This is a genomic window from Candidatus Merdisoma sp. HCP28S3_D10 (assembly GCF_052065835.1).
In the GTDB taxonomy this organism is placed as follows: domain Bacteria; phylum Bacillota; class Clostridia; order Lachnospirales; family Lachnospiraceae; genus Laedolimicola.
Genome location: NZ_JBQHTG010000001.1, coordinates 202,251 through 222,045 on the forward strand (window position 1 = coordinate 202,251; position 19,795 = coordinate 222,045).

19 protein-coding genes are annotated in these 19,795 nt (G+C 49.3%); 3 read left to right on the forward strand and 16 right to left on the reverse strand.

What is annotated here, in order from left to right; all coding sequences use genetic code 11:
- Positions 1-177 precede the first annotated feature (177 nt).
- Positions 178-453, forward strand: coding sequence for a DUF1294 domain-containing protein (locus ACTNCH_RS00850; protein WP_441015665.1), 276 nt, complete (start codon positions 178-180; stop codon positions 451-453).
- A 159-nt stretch (positions 454-612) separates the two neighbouring features.
- Here ACTNCH_RS00850 and ACTNCH_RS00855 read toward each other — a convergent pair whose 3' ends face one another.
- From ACTNCH_RS00855 to ACTNCH_RS00880, 6 genes are all read right to left on the reverse strand, one after another.
- Positions 613-1,752, reverse strand: a complete 1,140-nt coding sequence (locus tag ACTNCH_RS00855) for a M20 family metallopeptidase (protein ID WP_441015662.1) — start codon at positions 1,750-1,752, stop codon at positions 613-615.
- A 90-nt stretch (positions 1,753-1,842) separates the two neighbouring features.
- Complete coding sequence (locus tag ACTNCH_RS00860; protein WP_178039087.1) at positions 1,843-2,322, reverse strand: hypothetical protein; 480 nt, start codon at positions 2,320-2,322, stop codon at positions 1,843-1,845.
- Position 2,323: 1 nt separating this feature from the next.
- A complete protein-coding gene (locus ACTNCH_RS00865; RefSeq protein WP_441015657.1) occupies positions 2,324-2,908 on the reverse strand; it encodes a DUF3100 domain-containing protein in 585 nt (194 codons plus the stop codon).
- Positions 2,909-2,928: 20 nt separating this feature from the next.
- On the reverse strand, positions 2,929-3,171 hold the full coding sequence (locus tag ACTNCH_RS00870; RefSeq protein WP_441015654.1) for a DUF3100 domain-containing protein: 243 nt from the start codon (positions 3,169-3,171) through the stop codon (positions 2,929-2,931).
- A 299-nt stretch (positions 3,172-3,470) separates the two neighbouring features.
- Complete coding sequence (locus tag ACTNCH_RS00875) at positions 3,471-4,694, reverse strand: PucR family transcriptional regulator (RefSeq protein ID WP_441015651.1); 1,224 nt, start codon at positions 4,692-4,694, stop codon at positions 3,471-3,473.
- Between the two features lie 81 nt (positions 4,695-4,775).
- On the reverse strand, positions 4,776-5,414 hold the full coding sequence (locus tag ACTNCH_RS00880; protein ID WP_441015648.1) for a Crp/Fnr family transcriptional regulator: 639 nt from the start codon (positions 5,412-5,414) through the stop codon (positions 4,776-4,778).
- Positions 5,415-5,547: 133 nt separating this feature from the next.
- Here ACTNCH_RS00880 and ACTNCH_RS00885 point away from each other — a divergent pair, with 133 nt between their 5' ends.
- Positions 5,548-7,338 (forward strand): flavin reductase, encoded by a 1,791-nt coding sequence (locus ACTNCH_RS00885; protein ID WP_441015645.1) that lies wholly within the window; start codon positions 5,548-5,550, stop codon positions 7,336-7,338.
- A gap of 103 nt (positions 7,339-7,441) precedes the next feature.
- Here the strand turns inward: ACTNCH_RS00885 and metA are convergent, their stop codons facing one another.
- The 10 genes from metA to ACTNCH_RS00935 form a co-directional block, all read right to left on the reverse strand.
- Positions 7,442-8,359, reverse strand: coding sequence for a homoserine O-acetyltransferase MetA (gene metA / locus ACTNCH_RS00890; RefSeq protein WP_441015642.1), 918 nt, complete (start codon positions 8,357-8,359; stop codon positions 7,442-7,444).
- A 210-nt stretch (positions 8,360-8,569) separates the two neighbouring features.
- Positions 8,570-8,836 (reverse strand): HPr family phosphocarrier protein, encoded by a 267-nt coding sequence (locus ACTNCH_RS00895; RefSeq protein ID WP_441015639.1) that lies wholly within the window; start codon positions 8,834-8,836, stop codon positions 8,570-8,572.
- Between the two features lie 17 nt (positions 8,837-8,853).
- A complete protein-coding gene (locus ACTNCH_RS00900) occupies positions 8,854-9,699 on the reverse strand; it encodes a class II fructose-bisphosphate aldolase (protein ID WP_441015636.1) in 846 nt (281 codons plus the stop codon).
- Entirely contained in the window at positions 9,693-9,947 is a 255-nt protein-coding gene (locus tag ACTNCH_RS00905; protein WP_441015633.1) for an HPr family phosphocarrier protein, read from the reverse strand. Before ACTNCH_RS00905 ends, ACTNCH_RS00900 begins: the two co-directional genes overlap by 7 nt.
- A gap of 20 nt (positions 9,948-9,967) precedes the next feature.
- Positions 9,968-11,542: a zinc-binding dehydrogenase gene (locus ACTNCH_RS00910; RefSeq protein WP_441015630.1), complete on the reverse strand. Its 1,575-nt coding sequence runs from the start codon at positions 11,540-11,542 to the stop codon at positions 9,968-9,970.
- Between the two features lie 287 nt (positions 11,543-11,829).
- Positions 11,830-14,538 carry a formate dehydrogenase subunit alpha gene (fdhF, locus tag ACTNCH_RS00915; protein ID WP_441015627.1) on the reverse strand — a complete coding sequence of 903 codons (2,709 nt, stop codon included), beginning with the start codon at positions 14,536-14,538 and terminating at the stop codon, positions 11,830-11,832.
- 152 nt (positions 14,539-14,690) lie between these two features.
- A complete protein-coding gene (locus tag ACTNCH_RS00920) occupies positions 14,691-16,568 on the reverse strand; it encodes an NADH-ubiquinone oxidoreductase-F iron-sulfur binding region domain-containing protein (RefSeq protein ID WP_441015624.1) in 1,878 nt (625 codons plus the stop codon).
- Positions 16,555-17,046, reverse strand: a complete 492-nt coding sequence (locus ACTNCH_RS00925; protein WP_441015621.1) for a complex I 24 kDa subunit family protein — start codon at positions 17,044-17,046, stop codon at positions 16,555-16,557. Before ACTNCH_RS00925 ends, ACTNCH_RS00920 begins: the two co-directional genes overlap by 14 nt.
- Positions 17,047-17,221: 175 nt before the next feature.
- Positions 17,222-17,809 carry a molybdenum cofactor guanylyltransferase gene (gene mobA / locus ACTNCH_RS00930; protein ID WP_441015618.1) on the reverse strand — a complete coding sequence of 196 codons (588 nt, stop codon included), beginning with the start codon at positions 17,807-17,809 and terminating at the stop codon, positions 17,222-17,224.
- Positions 17,796-18,719: a molybdenum cofactor synthesis domain-containing protein gene (locus tag ACTNCH_RS00935; protein ID WP_441015615.1), complete on the reverse strand. Its 924-nt coding sequence runs from the start codon at positions 18,717-18,719 to the stop codon at positions 17,796-17,798. The genes mobA and ACTNCH_RS00935 overlap by 14 nt, the downstream gene beginning before the upstream one ends.
- 237 nt (positions 18,720-18,956) lie before the next feature.
- Between ACTNCH_RS00935 and fdhD the strand changes: the two genes are divergently transcribed.
- A complete protein-coding gene (fdhD, locus tag ACTNCH_RS00940; protein WP_441015613.1) occupies positions 18,957-19,775 on the forward strand; it encodes a formate dehydrogenase accessory sulfurtransferase FdhD in 819 nt (272 codons plus the stop codon).
- The last annotated feature ends 20 nt before the right edge of the window (positions 19,776-19,795 follow it).

The window sequence follows — 19,795 nt, forward strand, 5'->3', positions numbered from 1 at the left end:
TACATATATAAAATGCGCAAAATGCTTAATGATAATATTATATGAAACCCTCGGTGTCTTGTCAACCGGGGCCGCCGGAAATCCGAGATTCTTTACAAAATCTTTATAATTGTGGTATGCTTAAGCTGTTAAAAGGGGAAAAGCCCTTATCAAAATGATATTTCCGGGAGGAATCTTATGGAGTTTTCTACACCTGTTACGATGTATCTGCTTCTTATCAACCTCTTTGCCTTCGCCCTGATGGGCATTGACAAGGAAAAAGCCCGCCGTCACAAATGGCGGATTCCTGAGAAAACCCTGTTTCTCTCTGCTCTTTTGGGTGGCAGCGTCGGCGCCATCGCCGGTATGCAGCTCTTCCGTCACAAAACCAGGCATTGGTATTTTGTAATCGGAATGCCGGCTATCCTGGTTTTGCAGGCGGCAGGATATTTTTTCCTGAGCCATCGGTTTTAAAATTTTAAGGTTTAAAAAAGCAGCGCGCCCATTTCACAGGACGCGCTGCTTTTTTATTTACGCGAGCAACGAGCCAAAGTCCGTGCTTGCACGAGACCTTGGCGACTGCCGCGATAACTTGAGAAACTCGCGGAGCGTGTTTCTCATAGTTGGATTGGATTATTCGTTAAATACGTCTAACGCACTCATCGCCAACAGCTTTACAGCCTGATGTAAGGTACGCTTTCCTTCTTCTCCGCCTGCTGCCTCAGCAAATTCCTTGGTATGTGTTCCCACATTCTCTTTCAGTCTTACATAGAACTGAATGGTCGGAATCTCATGAGATACGTTTCCTACGTCTGTAGAACCGATACCCTGGGTCAAATCACGCTCGATGTAATCCTCGCCGATGAACTCCATGTTCTTACGTACATAGTCAACCATTCTCTTATCGTTGCGGATATCCTTGACAACCTCATCTAACTGCTGTACTTCAACCTCTGTTCTGGTAGCGATTGCAGCACCCCTTGCGCAGTCCTTAATGATGTCAACCAGCTCCATCATATACTCATACTCCAGAGCACGGATGTTAAATACAGCCTTTGCCTCTGCAGTTATGGTATTGTGCGCGGTACCACCCTCGGTGATGATTCCATGTACACGGCTGAAATCCTTGAAATGCAGTCTCATCATATCAACTGCGTGGAACATCAGCTGTACGCCGCTCAGAGCATTTGCTCCCTTCCACGGGAATGCTGCTGCATGTGCAGGACTTCCCTTGAAGGTGAACTCCAGGGTAACGCATGCGAAGGAAATATCATCCGGCATGGACGCCTCGGTCGGATGCATCAGAAGCGCTGTGTCGATTCCCTTAAATACGCCGTGACGAACCATGATAGCTTTTCCGCTTCCCTTTTCCTCAGCCGGTGTGCCTAATACCTTTAACACGCCGCCAATTCCGTGCTTTTCCATAACCTCTTTTAATACGATGCCGGCTCCTGCCGCAGAGGTTCCGATGATGTTATGGCCACAGCCATGTCCGATTTCCGGAAGACAGTCATACTCTCCCATCAGAGCTACGGTCTTGCCCGGTTTTCCGGTATCATATACTGCCTCAAAAGAGGTGGGCAGTTCAGAAATTCCACGTTTTACTTCAAATCCATTGCTTTCCAGAAGCTTACAGAGTGCTTCCTGAGCCTTATATTCCTTGAACGCCAGCTCCGGATTCTCAAAAATATAGCTACATACCTTCTCAAACTCTTCCTGTCTTGCATCTGCAAGTGTACTGATTTCCTGTTTTAATGTCTCTAATGTCTCCATATGCTTCTCTCCATTTCATTTGAATTTTATTATAACAGGAAATCCCCGCAGGATTTCCTGTTACTGTTCAAAATTTCACAAAATGTTATATTAAATCAGTCCCTTTGCAGCCAGAATAATATTGGAAATTGCTGCGGAACCAAAATAGGTAGACGCCATAACTACGAAAGAAATAATTACAATCTTCCAGCTCAGCTTCTTGAATACCTCCAGCTGCTCTCCTACCGCGATTCCCGCGAAGCTCAGCAGCGGGATTCCCACCAGACCGAAGCTGTATGCGCTCATCAACTCAACGATCGTATCGGAAAGCGGGGAGATCGGCAGTGTTAAAACAAATGCCACCAGGGTAGCCCACGCAAATCCCGGAAGATTCGGTTTCTTTACCACGTTCTTCAGAACGATTGCGATTGCAACCATGATAAAGCTTACTACGGTTGACTTCAGCAGACCCGGAAGCGGGGTTCCCATAGAAACCATATGAACCACAATGACGATTCCATAAATAACGACAATAATTTTAATCTGCTCTAAAATAGTTTCAAGCAGTGATTTTTCCTTTGCAGCTTCCATTTTATACCTCTCCCTCCGGTGCTTTCTTAAATACTCTCTGTCTAAAGCGCTCGATACCCGGATTTACGCGCTTATAATACCAGTTAGCCAGCGGTAATGCCACGAACATCTCAACATACACACCCGTTACAGCAGTCAGAAGTCCACTGGTTGCTGAATATGCGAGAATCTGCTCAGAGTACATAGCCGGGGCAGCACTGGTAAGGGCAGCGGTAGCTGCGTTCATCATGGACGCACTTCCCATTCCGGACGCCATAGCCAGTGCGAAGGGGTGGAATCCCAGAAGCAGGCCGACGGGTGCCAGGAAAGAGTAGAATAAGGTTCCGAATACACTTCCGCTGATGTAGGTTCCCAGAGTTCCCATACCTTCTCTGGACTCCAGACCGTACTTATCTCCGATAATTCCCAGCGCGGTATCACGACACAGGGAGAAGGTTCCACCAACCGCACTTCTTCCCAGTCCAATCAGCAGACCTAAGGGCAGCGCAATCAGCATAGTTGCCAGGTTACCCAACTCCTGCAGCAGCAGAGCCGGACCTGCCTGAAGCACGATTCCGACCTTCGGTCCTGCACTGATACCGAACATGATGCCCAGGGGGTATAAGGTCAGGGACAGTAAGTAGGGTGCACGGCTGATCTCAGGTGGCCGATAACTTTCTTAAGCGGCGGGATTACTTTTCCCAGAAGTGATGGGGATAATAAAATTCCCATAATGATAACCCAAATCATGGTCAGGATCTTTACATCGACTCCCATTACCTTGAATTGCAACGGTCCAATCAGCTCCGCAATAATGCAAAGGATAAGCGTTACAATCATACAATTTACAGTACCCGTTCTCTGTTTCACATCTTTTTCCTCCGTTTCAGTAAAATAATCTTCCGAAACCTCCAGTACCATGGGATCCAGATTTCCAAAAGATCATTCAGCTCTTGCTATTTTTCCTTTTCATGTCGACGCTCCCTGCGCACCATAAACCCCCTGTTTTTTATGCACCATGCACAACGGTTCTCACTTGCAAATGATAATCTATACATTTCGACGGAGTTTTTTCATATTGTTACATTTTTAAGTTGTTGTATTTTTACAAAAACAGGCAGACTTCCCTGTCCGGTAAAAGCCTGCCTGTTTTCTTTTTCATCTGCCCTTTATTTCATAAATTTCATAATCCGGAGCGCAAACGCAAGCTCCAGGATGCTGTTGGGATCAGACAAGTCATAGCCTGTCTGATTTTCAATCTTCTTAATCCGGTATATCAGCGTATTCCGATGTAAATGCAGCGCGTTTGCCGTCACATTCCTGGCTCCCAGATTGTTGACCAAAGCCTCCAGCGTCTCCAGAAGTTCTCTCTCATTCTCCTGATCGTATTCAATAAACGCGTTCAGCTTTTCTTCCACAAATTCCCGGCACATATCCTGCTTGCTGATTTTTTTCAAAATTTTCCAGAAACCGGCATCTTCGATACAGAGCACCCTGGACTCCAGGTTCTGACATACGGCGATTTCCACCGCGTCCCTTGCGTCCTGATAGGCCTGTCCGAATCTTTTATAAGTATCCTCCGCCCTCGACACGCCTATGGTCGCCCTGTATCCTGTTTTTTCACAGATCTCACTCTGTATGGCTTCAAAATAATCCGCCCCGATCTCCTTATCCCCGGTCCGCTTCAGGATACATTGAAAGGTTCCGTTGTTGGACAGGACAACCACCTGCTCTCCGGCAAAGGCCTCCCTTATCAGATTTTCTATCTTTTCAATCCGCTCCTGAGCTTCTTCCTCCCGAAGCTCATGCAGCTTCTGCTTGATCCGGTCAACCTCGATATAAATAATCTGATAAGGCGGCAGGGGCCACCTCTGTTCCTTGAGCCTGTAATTTTCTTCCTCGTCGTGGGCGATATTGCCGGTCAGAAGATCCACAAATAACCTCTGATCCATTTCCCGCTGATTATATCGTTTAATCCGGGACTGCATGGAATCCATCAGATTATTCTGCGACTTGATAAGCGCCTCCATTACAAGATAATTCATCTCTATAAAAGGAAGATCCTCCGGCCACAGAATCAGCGGAAACTGCAATTCATCCGCCACCTTAATGGCTGCTTCCAGGGAACAGCCGATGTATTTATATTTTGTCGCCAGGGCTGCCGCCTTGGCGTCGTACAAATCTCGGATTAACTGGATAATTTCTTTCTCTGAATTGCTATAGGTATATCCGGTTGTAATATAGAAGACATTTGGCCGCATCCACGCTTTCATGTCCGGTATTTCCATACAGTCAACAAAACGGACTACACGGTCAAGCCCGCCCTTTCCGGCTGCCAGTGAGCATCCCTTCGCCTCAGCCAGCTCCAATATTTCTCTTACTTTTAAGGACACTTTCTACCTTCCCCCTCCAGATGTCATTTAATGCTATATTATAACACAAATTTTACATTTTGGGTATGGTTTCCATTCTTTTTACCATTTCAGACAGACCGTCCGCCCATTCTTTACCAGCATTCCCTCGTTCTCCAGGCTCTTCATTTCTCTCGTCATGGCGCTTCGGTCCACACTGAGGTACTGGGCCAGCTCTGTATAGGACATGGGAATCCGGATCTTCCGGCTGTGCAGCTCCTCAGAAAGGCTTTCCAGATATGCCAGAAGCTTCTTCCTGGTTGTGGTTCTTGACAGGACAAAAATTCGCTGCACCTGCTGCCGGGACTGCAGGGCAATCATCTGAAGAAGATTGCTGACCATCTGGCTGTGATGCCGGCAGGCATTCTCACACCTTTTGATCACATGCTCGTACTGAATGAACAGTACCCCGGTCTCTTCCTCTGCCCTCACATAATAATTCTGTGAATCCGCCGGAAGCAGAAAGGGCTCTCCGAAAACCGCGTCCTTTTTCAGTTCGTCGATCAGATACTGATTTCCTTCTTCATCGCAATAATATAAAACCGCCCGTCCGTACAGGATCACCCCAATCTGATTCATGGAGCTTGCGTATTCCAGAATGGTCTCGTTATTCTGAAAACACATTTCCTTTGCCCGAAAGCAGATGCGCATTCTTTCCTGCTCTTCGGGAAGAATATCCTTAAAAAGCGTAATCTGTGCCATATCAATTCTCCTTTTTTCTATTATATCGCGCTTTTTGTGACTTTTGCAACAGAATTATTTTCCATTGTATGTTATTATTTTAACAAGTTAAGAACACCGCTTCACCATCAAGTAAAAACCGGAGGTATCAGCTATGAAAATCACAGACACCATCAAATATGTAGGCGTAAACGATCACCAGGTCGACCTTTTCGAAGGCCAGTACCGGGTACCCAACGGAATGTCCTATAATTCCTATGTAATCCTCGATGAAAAAATCGCCGTCATGGACACCGTTGACGCGGGCTTCACCCATCAGTGGCTGGACAATATCCAGCAGGTTCTGGGGGATCGGAAGCCGGATTATCTGATTGTCCAGCATATGGAGCCGGATCATGCCGCAAATATTGCCAACTTTTTGAAGGTTTATCCGGATACTACCGTAGTTGCCACCGCAAAAGCCTTCCAGATGATCACCAACTTCTTCGAGCTTGACCTGGAGGGTCAGAAGATCGAAATGAGCAACGGCGGTACCCTCTCACTGGGATATCATCAGCTTACCTTCGTATTCGCGCCCATGGTGCACTGGCCGGAGGTTATGGTCACCTATGACAGCACGGAAAAGGTTCTTTTCTCCGCTGACGGCTTCGGCAAATTCGGCGCTCTGGACGCAGAAGAGCCCTGGGATGACGAGGCAAGAAGATATTTTATCGGCATTGTGGGAAAATACGGCGCTCAGGTCCAGAAGCTTCTGAAGGTGGCAGCCACCCTCGATATTGAGAAAATCTGTCCGCTTCACGGTCCGGTGCTGACCGAGGATCTGGGACATTATATCAGTCTCTACGATACCTGGTCTTCCTACAAACCGGAGGACGACGGCATTGTGATCGCCTATACGTCCGTATACGGACACACCAAGGCTGCGGTTTCTCTCTTTGCTGACGAACTGAAGTCCAAGGGCTGTCCGAAGGTTGTGGTCTACGATCTCGCCCGGGACGATATGTCCCAGGCCCTCAGCGACGCGTTCCGTTACTCCAAGCTGATTCTGGCAACTACAACCTACAATGCAAGCCTCTATCCGTTTATGAATGATTTTATCACCCGTCTGGTGGAGCACAATTTCCAGAACCGCACGGTAGGTCTCATTGAAAACGGCACCTGGGCTCCTATGGCTGCCAAAATCATGAAAAACATGCTGGCGGAATGCCGCAACATCACCTGGCTGAAAAACTCCGTCCACATCTGGTCCGCAGTAAAGGCGGAAAACCGCAGCCAGATCAACGCCATGACCGACGAGCTTTGCAAGGAATATATCGCAAAAGATAATTCCCTGGCAAATAAAAATGATATGACCGCCCTCTTCCGTATCGGATACGGACTCTATGTGGTAACCTCCCATGACGGGAAGAAGGACAACGGCCTGATTGTAAACACCGTAACCCAGCTGACTGACAACCCCTACCGCGTGGCAGTCAATATCAATAAAGCCAACTATTCCCATCATGTCATCCAGCAGACCGGAATTCTGAACGTAAACTGCCTGTCCGTGGACGCGCCCTTCTCCGTATTCCAGCAGTTCGGCTTCCAGTCCGGACGGACCGTGGATAAGTTCGCAGGCGAGAAAATCAACCGCTCCGGAAATGGACTGGTATTCCTGGATCAGTATATCAACGCATTTATGTCCCTGAAGGTGGAGCAGTATGTAGACCTGGGTACCCATGGTATGTTCATCTGCAGCGTTACCGAAGCCCGCGTCATGAGCGATCGGGAAACCATGAGCTATACCTATTATCAGCAGAACGTAAAACCGAAGCCGGAAACAGAAGGCAAAAAGGGCTTTGTCTGCAAGGTCTGCGGATATATCTACGAAGGTGACGAGCTTCCGGAGGATATCATCTGCCCGCTGTGCAAGCATGGCGCTGTGGATTTCGAACCTATTCAGTAAAAAATTTTCTCTGCAATATTAAACCGGAGCTGCTGCTCCATAGATGATTACTCACCTATGGAGCAGCAGCTCCTTCTTTCTGTTTCCTTCTTATTTTTTTCAGTTACTCCTCATCATCCCACTCATACGGGGTATTCTGGTATACATAGTAATTGATCCAGTTGGTATACAGGGTGTTGGCATGGGCTCTCCACATCAGAAGCGGGCGGTTGTCACTGTCATCGCTCGGGAAATAGTTTTTGGGCAGCTGGATATCCAGGCCCTTGTTCTTATCCCGCATATACTCCTTCTCCAGGGTCAGGCGGTCATACTCCGGGTGTCCGAACACAAAGATCTTGCGGCCTTCCTCTGCCATGGCGATAAAGACGCCGGCCTCATCGGATTCCGCCAGAACGGTCAGCTCTTTGCAGGCGCGGATTTCTTCCGCGTCCACGGTCGTATGTCTGGAATGGGGCGCGTAAAATTCATCGTCAAAGCCGCGCACCAGAGGCTCCTTGCGGTTTTCTACCTGATGACGGTAGAGTCCGAACAGCTTCTGGGGCAGCAGCCGCTTCTTCAGGCCATAGAAATGGTACATGGCTGCCTGGGCTCCCCAGCAGATAAAGAAGGTGGACGTTACGTGGGCATCGGCCCAGTCCATAATCTCTACCAGCTCGTCCCAGTAATCTACTTCTTCGAATTCCATCTGCTCTACCGGCGCTCCGGTGATGATCAGGCCGTCGAAGCGGCGCTTCTTTACCTCGCAGAAGGGCTCGTAAAATTTATTGATGTGGCTCTGTGCCGTATTTTTGGACTCATGGCTGCTGACCGTGATAAAGGTAATATCCAGCTGCAGCGGCGTATTGGACAGGGAACGTAAAATCTGAAGCTCTGTGTCCTCCTTTAAGGGCATCAGGTTCAGAATTCCGATCTTCAACGGACGGATATTCTGGCTCAGCGCCCGGGTTTCATCCATAACAAAAATATTTTCCTGTTCCAAAATTGCCCTTACCGGCAAATCACTCTGTACTTTAATCGGCATAACTTTTTCTCTCCTCTGCCTGCGCAAATTACCGCGCACTGCGGCGCTGTATATAACTATAGCATAAATAATATGCTTTTTAAAGTAATAAATTTCAATCCGCAGGCATATAGAATGACGCAACCAAAAACAACCGCAGCAAAACCGAAATCTCTACAATTTCTTTCTGCTACGGCTATTTTAACAGAGCTATTTTCTATTTAACAGAAATCAAATTTCCCCAAAACCGGAATCAATTAACCCAATCAAATCTCTTACAACAACTTCCTCATCCGGTCCTTCTGCTTCAATTAGAATCTCTACTCCTGCTGAGATTCCGGCAGACATAATTTGAATAATCGATTTTCCATTTATGGTTTTATCATTTTTCTTAATGGTTATCGTACTTTTGTATTTTTTTGCCTCTGTAACAAATTTAGCTGCAGGCCTTGCATGTAATCCCGTAGGATTAACAACAACTACCTTTCCAGAAACCATATTCAGCCTCCTTCAGCTCAGGCTTTACCAATCGGGCCACAAATTTCCATTGCATGTTCTGCAGCTTCCTGCATTCCCTGAGCTAAAAATTTATATAATCCGTAGGCGCCATTACCAGATACATCATGGGATAACAAATTGTCAATACCTCCTCGATATAAATCATATGCGATATTCAATTTGCAAATACCCATTTTACAGGCTTTGGCCAGATTTTCATCTCCTGTTCCTGAACCACCGTGAAGAACCAGCGGAACCGATACTTTTTCTCTCAGCTCCCGCAGTAACTCAAACTGCAGCTGCGGAATACCCTTGTATGCGCCATGAGCTGTTCCGATTGACACAGCAAGGGCATCGACCTCAGTTTCTTTCACATATTTAACAGCCTCCTGCGGATCCGTAAATACGCTGTCTCCTGCACCTTCTCCGTTTAGTTCTGTTCCAGCTGAACCACTCCCCACATGACCAAGCTCAGCTTCTACACCAACTCCAACTGCATGTGCCACTTTCACAACTTCTTTTACCTGAGCCACATTTTCCTCATAAGGCAAAGAAGAACAATCAAGCATCACATCTGTAAAGCCTGCTCGAATTGCCGCCACCGCATGCTCATATTTTGCTCCATGATCCAGAATTATCGATACGGGAACCGTAGCTCTTCTGGCCAGGTCTGTGGCAATCCTTCCAAAATACTCTATATCCGGATTATTTCCATACATTACCAGCAAAATAACCGGTGATCTTTTCGCCTCTGCCGCGCTCAGACACGCTCTTAAATTATGCTCATTTCCGATGCCAAGAGCCGGAACACAATAATGCTTCTCTCTGGCTTCATTCAGAGTATATTTCATTGAAATCAACATCTTTTTTCCTCCTCATCGCAAAAGAACTGCTGTAAAAAATCTTCTATTGCTTTATCAGCTTCTTCTTCACCTATTCCGTCATAATAAAATTCTGCCGTCTCATATGGCTCCAAACCAGCCTGTAACAACTGTAATCCTGACTTAACATTAAACACCCCATGACGTGTCTTTACACTGATTTTACACGGATATTTTTTTGCAAGTTTTGACAGTTCATAGCTCGGCCCAACATGAAGTCCCATTTCCATAACTATCGTCCGTTTCATAATTATGCAAATTTCACAACAATCCGGAATGTATCCGGACGAATCGCTGCTTCAAACGCCTCCGTTCCATCATGATAATCAAATACACCCGATACAAGTCTGCTGGTGTCAATCAAATTTTTAGAAATCAAATTGACAGAACGATCAAAGGAACGAACGCTCGGACTTACAGCGCCTGTAACAATCACTTCTGTTTTATGTAACCAGTTGGGACTTACTTCTACCGGTTTATCCGGGTGCTGCGATGAATACATGACAACTCTTCCCATGGGCGCAACCATCTGAATAGCCTGTGCGGCCACTGCGGAAATAGGAGTTGTGTTAAAGACTGCCTCTGCTCCAATATTTTTAGTAATTTTTTTCACAAACTCTACAGGATCCATTTCCATCGGATTGATTGTATAATCGCATCCCAGCTCTTCTGCAATCTTTCTCCGTTCTGGATCCGGTTCGGAAAGTGTAACACGGGCACCGGAAAGCTTCGCGCACATTATATGCAGCATACCCATAATACCGCCACCAATTACCACTACGTCATCTCCAAGTTGGATTTTTCCTTTCTCAATACTGTTCAAAACACAAGCTAAAGGCTCGGCAAATACCGCTCTTTCTACCGGTAAATCCTGCGGAATATCCCAGATTTTCTGAACAGGAACTGTTACATATTGCCCCAGACCGCCTGAACCAGGGATTTCTGACTGCCTGCTCTTTCCGCCGTTGATATTTGTACACAGATTTTCTTCTCCGTGTCTGCAGTAATAGCACTTTCCGCAGCTGCTGATGAGTCGAACCGCAACCTTTTTCCCAACTTCATATTCGTCCTTATCAACACCGCTTCCAATCCCGGCTATCTCTCCTGCAATCTCATGTCCTCCAACTACAGGAAGAGGAGTAGGGGCCTGACGCGTAAACATTATATTCCCGCATCTCTTCTCCAGAGAATTCAGCACTCCCTCCATAAAATGCATATCCTGCGTCCCGAAAAAAGTTAACAGGCTTTCCACCGTCATCCGCTCAATTTTCTGTGAGTCAAGCTTCTGTAGCTGCATCGTATTTTCAAACCCATTTCCCTCAATAAAATCTACGATGGCCTTTCGTACCTGAGTCTCACCTCCCTCAACTTTCGTACCTGCTGTACCGCGCAATAATTGCAATCCATGATGGTTCAGCCACTTTTCAATATATTTTAAGTCATTTACAATACTTGCAGGGCTGACATAAAATTTTTCCGATAATTTTTGAATGGAAAAAGAACTGTCTGTTTCAGTTAAGAGGTCATATAATATTTCCCTTCTTCTTCCAACGGGCGTCAAACAATTCTTATTCTGCCTGTTCGTAAATATATTTTGCTGAAGCTCTACTCTTTCTTTTGCGTCCTCTTCCAATAAAATCCCCCGGCCACTTTTCCGCTCCAGTCTTATGCCTATCGTTTTAAAACATTCCTCTATATTTTTTAAGTCTGTACGAAGCGTTCGTACTGTAACATTTATCTTTTGCGCATAGAAACTTAACGGTCGATATTGTTTTTCTTCCAACAAATGTTGAATAAAAATAATTTCTCTGGGGTTCAAATCCATTTTCTTTCACCTTCTTAACATGTATCCATTATATCAGTGCAGGATTTGTGCAAGAATACTAAGTTTTGTCATAATTATTGCGGAAATCATTAAATATATACACCTATTCATCCTTTACTCTTTGTTTTTTCTGGCTTTTTGTTTATAAAAAGTCGATTATTTTTCAGTTTTTTCGTCTTTTTTACAGTTTGCAGGCAGAGTGTTTTTTCTAATATAACAAAAATACCAGCACACGCATCCACATAAAAACTGCCAGCAGATAAACACTGCTGGCAGAAAAATTTATTTTACGCTTTTTCAATCTTAATCGCGCAGACCTTGTACTCGGGGATTCTCGCGTATTTATCAAGAGCCGCGTTGGTCAGCCAGTTTGCGTTGCCATCCGGGAAGTGGAAGGGCATCCAGCTCTCGCCCGGAGAGGTCTTGGTTCCCACACGGGCGGTGGATTCGATGCTGCCTCGTCTGGAGGATACGCGAACCCGGTCTCCGTTCTTGATTCCCAGCTTCTCCGCATCCACGATGTTCATCTCGATAAAGGAGTGTCCCTCAATCTCCATGAGCTCCGGCGTCTTGCCGGTCATGGCACGGGTGGTGTAATGATACAGGATACGTCCGGTCATCAGGATAATCGGGTATTCCTCATCCGGAAGCTCTGCGGAAGGCACATATTCAGCCGGGTAGAACCAGCCAAGGCCTCTCGAAAACTTGCCCACATGCATAATCGGGGTGCCCGGGTGATCCTTGGTCGGGCAGGGCCACTGTAAGCCTTTGCCGCCCACCTCTTCGCTGTCCAGGCGGGCATGGCTGATGCCGCCGAAGCTGGGCGTTACAGAAGCAATTTCGTCCATAATCTCAGCAGCGGTCAGGTGGGGCTGCGGATAACCCATACGGTTCATCAGGTCGATGATGATATCGGTATCCAGACGCATCTCACCCGGTACGGTGATCGCCTTGCGGACTCTCTGCACGCGGCGCTCGGTGTTGGTAAAGGTTCCCTCCTTCTCCAGATAGCTGACGCCCGGAAGGATTACATCTGCGTACTGGGCGGTCTCTGTCATAAAGAGCTCCTGAAGCACGAAGAAGTCCAGACTCTTCAGCGCCTTGATAATGTGATTGGTATCCGGATCGGTCACAATCGGATCCTCGCCGTAGATATAGAGACCGCGAATCTCCTTATTGATAGCCTTGGGGAATACGTCGGTTGCGTGGGTTCCCACATTGTGGCTCAGCGGAACGCCCCAGGCCTTTTCAAATTTCTCTACCACGCCCGGTGCGGCAACCTTCTGGTAGCCCGGGAAATCTGTGGGGGAAGCACCCATGTCGCAGGCTCCCTGTACGTTGTTCTGTCCACGGAGCGGGTTCACGCCGCAGCCCGGACGTCCTAGCTTGCCTACCAGCATTGCCATGTTGGACATGGACATAACGCCCTCGGTACCGGTGGAGTGCTCGGTTACACCCAGACAGTAGATAATCGGCGCGCGGTCAGCCTTGGCGTACAGAATCGCTGCTTTTCTCAGCTCTTCCGGATCGATATGACAGATTTCCGCCACCTTTTCCGGCGTATAATCCTTTACAATCTCCCGGATCTTCTCATAACCTTCGGTACGCTCCGCGATGAACTTCTCGTCTTGCAGACCTTCCTCGATAATGACATGCATGATACCGTTTGCAAAGGCTACGTTGGTACCCGGCTTCAGCTTCAGATGAATATCCGCCTTCTTGGCCAGACCGATATCACGGGGATCCACCACGATCAGCTTGCAGCCTCTCTTCACTGCCTGACGAATCTGCATACCGACTACCGGATGCGCCTCCTCCGGGTTGGAGCCTACCAGCATAATCACTTCCGCGTTCTTCGTGATATCCTCGATGGGATTGGTCATGGCGCCGGAGCCCAGGGTCATATACAGACCTGCTACGGACGCGGAATGGCAGACGCGGGCACAATTATCGGTATTGTTGGTACCGAAGCAGGTACGGACCATCTTCTGTACCATGTAAATGTCTTCGTTGGGGGATCGGGAGCAGGCAAATCCAGCCAAGGAATCCGGGCCATACTGCTTCTTGATCTCCATGAATTTGGAAGCCACCAGATCCAGTGCCTCGTCCCAGGTAGCCCGCTCAAATTCTCCGGTTTCCTGATTTTTGATCAACGGGTACTTGATACGCTCCGGAGACTGGGCAAAGTCAAAGCTTCCGCTGCGTCCCTTAACGCAGAGCAGTCCCTTGTTGGAGGGGCCGTTATAGGCCTCTGTATCTACTACCTTGCCATCCTTCACCAGTACATAATACTGGCAGCCGGTCGCGCAGTGGGGACAGGTGGTCAGTACTTTTTTGTCGATCTGGTAGGGGCGGTATTTCTTTCTGCGCTTCATGGTCAGGGCGCCGGTGGGGCAGGCCTGCACACAGTTACCGCAGGACTCACAGATTCCCTCATTCCAGGTATTCTTGTAATGAGCGCCGATGACGGACTGGAATCCACGGTTCATGGTATCGATAGCTCCGCGTCCTACGATTTCCTTACAGGTATTAACACATCTGTGGCATAAAATACACAGGCTGGGATCGTAGGTGAAAAACTTATTGGTATCGTCGATGGGCGCGTTGTTCATCTCGCCCGGGAAGCTGGTCTTCTCTACGCCGTACTCAAAGCAGTAATCCTGCAGCTTACAGTCACCGTTGGCTTCACAGGAGAAGCAGTGTACCCGGTGATCGGACAGCAGAAGATCCAGGGTCTCTTTTCTGTATTTTACAACCTTTTCAGACATGGTCTGTACTTCGTCGCCCTCGGAGCAACGCAGGGTACAGGCCGTATCAAACTTCGTTCTGCCATTGTTGGTTACTTCCACGACACAGAGACGGCAGGAACCATCGGGCAGCACATTTTCCAGATAACAAAGGGTCGGAATCTTCACGCCAATCTGCTTGGCGGCCTGCAGAATCGTGGTACCCTTTTCCACCTCTACAGGGATTCCATCTATCGTCAAATGAATCATATCCATCCTCCTTTTATTACTGTTCACTACGTTCACAGTAATACGCTTCGCGATGCACAGAAATTACTGCGTAATTTCGCGCTTAAATAACTCGGGATTTTGGCATATACATGCCAAAACACCTCGCGGAATAGTATCTGTGAACAGTAATTCTATTTCAAAATGACCGCATCAAAGGCGCAGTTCTCCAGACAGGTTCCGCACTTGATACACTTGGAAGCGTCAATTACATGGGGCTCTTTGCGCTGGCCGCTGATAGCGTCCACCGGACAGTTGCGGGCACACTTGGTACAGCCCTTACACTTGTCGGGGTCGATTTCGTATACGCGCATGGACTTACATACATGAGCCACGCACTTCTTGTCCACGATATGCTCGATGTACTCGTCCCGGAAGTTCTGAATGGTACTTAAGACCGGAAGGGGAGCGCTCTTTCCCAGTCCGCACAGAGAACGGTCCTTTACAAAATGGCCCAGCTCCTCCAGCTTCTCCAGGTCTTCCATCTCTCCCTTGCCGTCCACGATCTTCTCCAGAAGCTCCAGCATACGCTTGGTTCCGATCCGGCAGGGACCACATTTTCCGCAGGATTCCCTCTGGGTAAAGCCCATGAAGAAACGCGCCACCTCTACCATACAGGTATGCTCATCCATGACAACCAGTCCGCCTGAGCCCACGATGGCCCCGTACTTCTTGACGGAATCGAAATCCAGGGGAACGTCCAGATGCTGCTCTGTCAGACAGCCGCCGGAGGGGCCTCCGATCTGAACCGCCTTAAAGGCCGCGCCGGATTTCAGGCCGCCGCCGATATCGAAAATGATTTCGCGTAAGGTGGTTCCCATGGGAACCTCAATCAGGCCTGTATTCTCGATACTTCCGGTCAGGGAGAAGGTCTTGGTTCCCGGTGACCCTTCCGTACCGATACTGCGGTACCACTCATGTCCCTTCATAATAATCTCCGGAACATTGGCGTAGGTTTCCACGTTGTTCAGAACCGTCGGCTTCGCCCACAGTCCCTGCTCTACCGTACGGGGCGGTTTGACACGGGGCATACCCCGGCTTCCCTCGATGGAGGCTGTCAGGGCGCTGCCCTCGCCGCATACAAAGGCTCCCGCTCCCTTATTGATATGCATATGGAAATTGAAATCTGTGCCCAGGATATGATCGCCCAGAAGTCCGGCCTCTTCCAGAACGGCGATGGCATGCTTCAATCTTGCCACAGAATTCGGGTACTCGGCACGTACATAGATGTAACCGTTCTCAGCGCGCACTGCGTAGGCTGCCAGCATCATACCCTCGATCAGACGGTAGGGATCGCCCTCCATAACGGAGCCGTCCATGAAGGCTCCCGGATCGCCTTCGTCGCCGTTGCAGACTACATAGTGTACCGGATCTGCCTGGCGGGCAACCTGAATCCATTTTTTGCCTGCCGGGAAGCCGCCGCCGCCACGTCCGCGCAGTCCGGACTGGTCTACCTCCTCGATGACCTGATCCGGCGTCATCTCAAACATGGCTTTCTGAAGCGCGTCAAAGCCGCCGCTGGCTATGTATTCTTTTAAGGACTCCGCGTCGAACTTACCACAGTTCTTTAACACGATACGGGTCTGCTTCGCGATAAACGGAATATCGTCCGGCCCCTTACAGACCTTGCCGCTCTTCTGATAAAGAAGACGCTCTACGACTTCATTGCCCAGAACGCTCTTTTCGAAAATCTCGGCGCAGTCGTCCAGCTGTACCTTCACATACTGAACCACATCCTGACCTTTCTGGATACGGACCAGGGGACCCAGCTCACAGACGCCCTGACATCCGGTCTTCTTTACGCCCAGGTGCTCCTTCTCGTCGTGGGGAACAAATTCCAGGGTTACGCCCGGCGCGTCCTCGGTAATCTCCAAGAATCTGTCGTAGATCTTATTGGATCCGGTGGCGATACAACCTGTACCGGAACAGACAAGAATACGGCAGTCATAAGAATTCAGTTCCTGTACCGCTTCCTCATGAAGCTCACGCAGCTGTTCTTTATTCTGGATCAATTCCGGCACCTCCTCTTAACTGGTCGATCACTGCCGCCGCCTTCTCCGGCGTCATGCAGGGATACACTTCTTCATTTACCATCATGGTGGGCGCAAGTCCGCAGGCTCCCAGGCAGGATACGGTCTCCACCGTAAACATCATGTCATCTGTGGTCTTCTTGGTCTTGCTTAAGCCCAGCTTTGCGTACAGGGCCTCCAGCACCGGCATGGATTTCCGCACATGACAGGCAGTTCCGTCACATACCTTGATAACATACTTTCCTTTGGCGTCAAAAGAAAAATTCTCATAGAACGTAGCGACGCTGAACGCCTTGGCCTCCGTCACCCCGATTTTATCTGCCACATAGCTTAAAAGCTCCTCCGGGAGATAACGGTACGCTCCCTGAATCTCCTGCATAATCGGAATCAGGGACGCCGGCTTTCTGCCGTACTGATCCATGATCTCATCCGCTTTCGCGTAATAGGACTGATCAAGCATACTATATTTACCCTCCTTACATTAGTTTCACCCAACTACAAAACGGCTGTAACCGTTCTAATAATACACTAACAGTATACAGCCATTTTTGTATAAAATCAACAATTATCTCCGTTACTTTTTTGTCATTTTTGTGCAATCGTCATGTTTTCTAAAACATATCGGTTACTCTTCGCTAACTTTTTTGCATAATCCGCCGGTAATCCTCCGGCCGGTTCATGTTGGCAAAGCATTCCTCCGGCGCGGTGCTGTCACAGATCTCGTAGCCAATCCGGTTCAGAAACGCGAAAACCGAGCCCTTCCGCTCCCGGATCTCTGCCAGCATTTCATCTGCCAGATCCCTATCGTAGACGCCTGCCAGGGGCTCTTCCTTTCCCCTGTGTCTGAGAATCACCGCTTTCTTCTCCTTTTCCAGGCTTCGCTTCATCAGTCTTTCCAGCTCCTCCGCCGGAACCAGCGGTATATCCACGCCCAGCACCAGAACCTGCCTCTCCCGCGCCAGACGGAAGCAGCTTTCCAGTCCTCCCAGCGGTCCCTTCCCCGGAAACCGATCCGGCGTCACCGGCGCACTGCAGCATGCTCCCCGGTAGCCGGACACCTGAATATCTGTGATTCCCAGTTCCCGACCCTTTTGGATCTGCCATTCCAGAAAGGTACTTTCCCCGATGGGCAGATCGCTTTTATCGCTTCCCATACGGCTGCTTTTTCCCCCCGCCAGCACCACCAGAGAAATGCCTTCTCCCGGCCGCTTACTTTCGGGCACAGTTGGCCGCCTCCCCGGTCAGGATATCCAGTCCGTGTCCCAGGGACGGCAGGATATATTCCAGGGATTCCCGGACTGCCTTGGGACTGCCCGGCAGATTGATGATCAGCGTACCCTTCCGAATGCAGGCAGCCGCCCGGCTCAGCATAGCTCTGGGAGTAATGGTCATGCTGTAGGCCCGCATGGCCTCCGGGATTCCCGGAACCATCCGTTCCGCGATATCCATGGTTGCCTCCGGCATACAGTCCCGGGGAGAAAATCCGGTGCCCCCGGTGGTCAGAAGCAGCTCCGCCACCTGCTCATCGGCAATCCGCGCCATCTCCGCCGCCAGCTTTTCCCGGTCGTCCGGCAGAAGCGCCGTATGCACCACCTGATAGCCGCCTGCCTCCAGGATCTCCCGAATAGCGGGACCACTTAAATCCTCCCGCTCCCCTGCGTAGCCGGAATCACTGGCCGTCAGAATTGCCGCCCGTCTGGGACGCTTTATCACCCGGATTTCATCGCCATCGGAAATGACGCCGCCCTTTAATACCCGGGTGAAAATTCCCTCTCTCGGCATAATACAGTCTCCCATAATCTTGAAAATCTCACAGCCGCTGTGACATTTTTTTCCAATCTGTGTTACCTCCAGCAGAACCTCCCCGCACTGAAGCTGCGTCCCTACGGGAAGCTTCCTCAAATCGATTCCCTGGACAATGAGATTTTCCCCAAAAGCGCCCTCGTCCACCGGCGCTCCCTTTGCCTTGAAGTCCTCGATTTTTTCATAGGACAGCAGGCTCACCTGACGGTGCCATTTGCCTGCGTGGGCGTCGTTTTCCAGTCCCCAGTCCTCTATGACCCTTGCGGAATGTACGTTTTTCTTCTGCGTACCCTTTTTCTCACTGATATTTACTGCCATGATCCTGCCCATGCTATCGTTCCTCCCTTATTCTGCCGTCTGCTTTTTCCAACGCGGACAGCTTCCAAATCCTCTGTCTTCTATGGTACCCGATCTCGGCCCGCAAATCAACACTTATTACAAATCAGGCGATTTATTTTTTTGATTTTCTGGTACTTTTTCACAATCACAGATTTGACACGCCCGAAGTACCCATGTATAATGGAGACGGGGCGGGAAGCCCCACATTATTCAGGAGCATAAAATCCCATGTATATCAATGAATTATACGACAAGCTTCCGCTTCTTTCCGCGGAAACCTATACCTATATCGACCGAGACGGCGACTGCCATACCGAGTCCGAACCGGTTCTCACAGAGCATGTCCTGGACGTCTATCTCAATGATCGGCTGACTATGAAGCTGGTCTGTATTCCCCAGTATCTGACCGAGCTGGTGCTGGGCCGCCTTCTGACCGAAGGAATCCTGGAGGACGCTTCTGATGTGGAGCAAATCTATATCTGTGAGCACGGACGGCGCGCCCGGGTGGTGCTGTGTGAAAAAGAGGGGGGAAATGCCAGCACTTCCGCGGAGCCCTTTACAGAGCTTACGCCCTCCTGCTGCACCGGGAATCATATTTTAAATGATTATTTTCTGACCGGGAAGCCGGTAAAGCCGGTGACTCCCATTTCCTGGAAGGCAGAGCAGGTCTTTGATCTGGCCGACCGCTTCCACGCAGGTATGCCTCTCCATGGACAGACCTGGGCCACCCACAGCTGTTTTCTGGCAAAGGACGGCCAGCTTCTCTTCCAATGCGAGGATATCGGCCGGCACAATGCCCTGGATAAAGCCATTGGCTATGCCCTGCGTCACGGGATTCCTCTTTCCCGGTGCATGGTCTATTCCAGCGGCCGGATTCCCACTGATATGGCTATGAAAGCTATCCGGGCCGGAATCCCCATTCTCGCAAGCAAGGCCTCGCCCACAGCGGAAGCCATCGCCCTCGCAAAAGAATACGGCCTCACCCTGGTCTGCGCGGCAAGGCGGGACCGGATGAAGCTGTTCGCCGGGACGAAGCCCGAGGGCTGAAATGTTTTCTCTGACAGGTT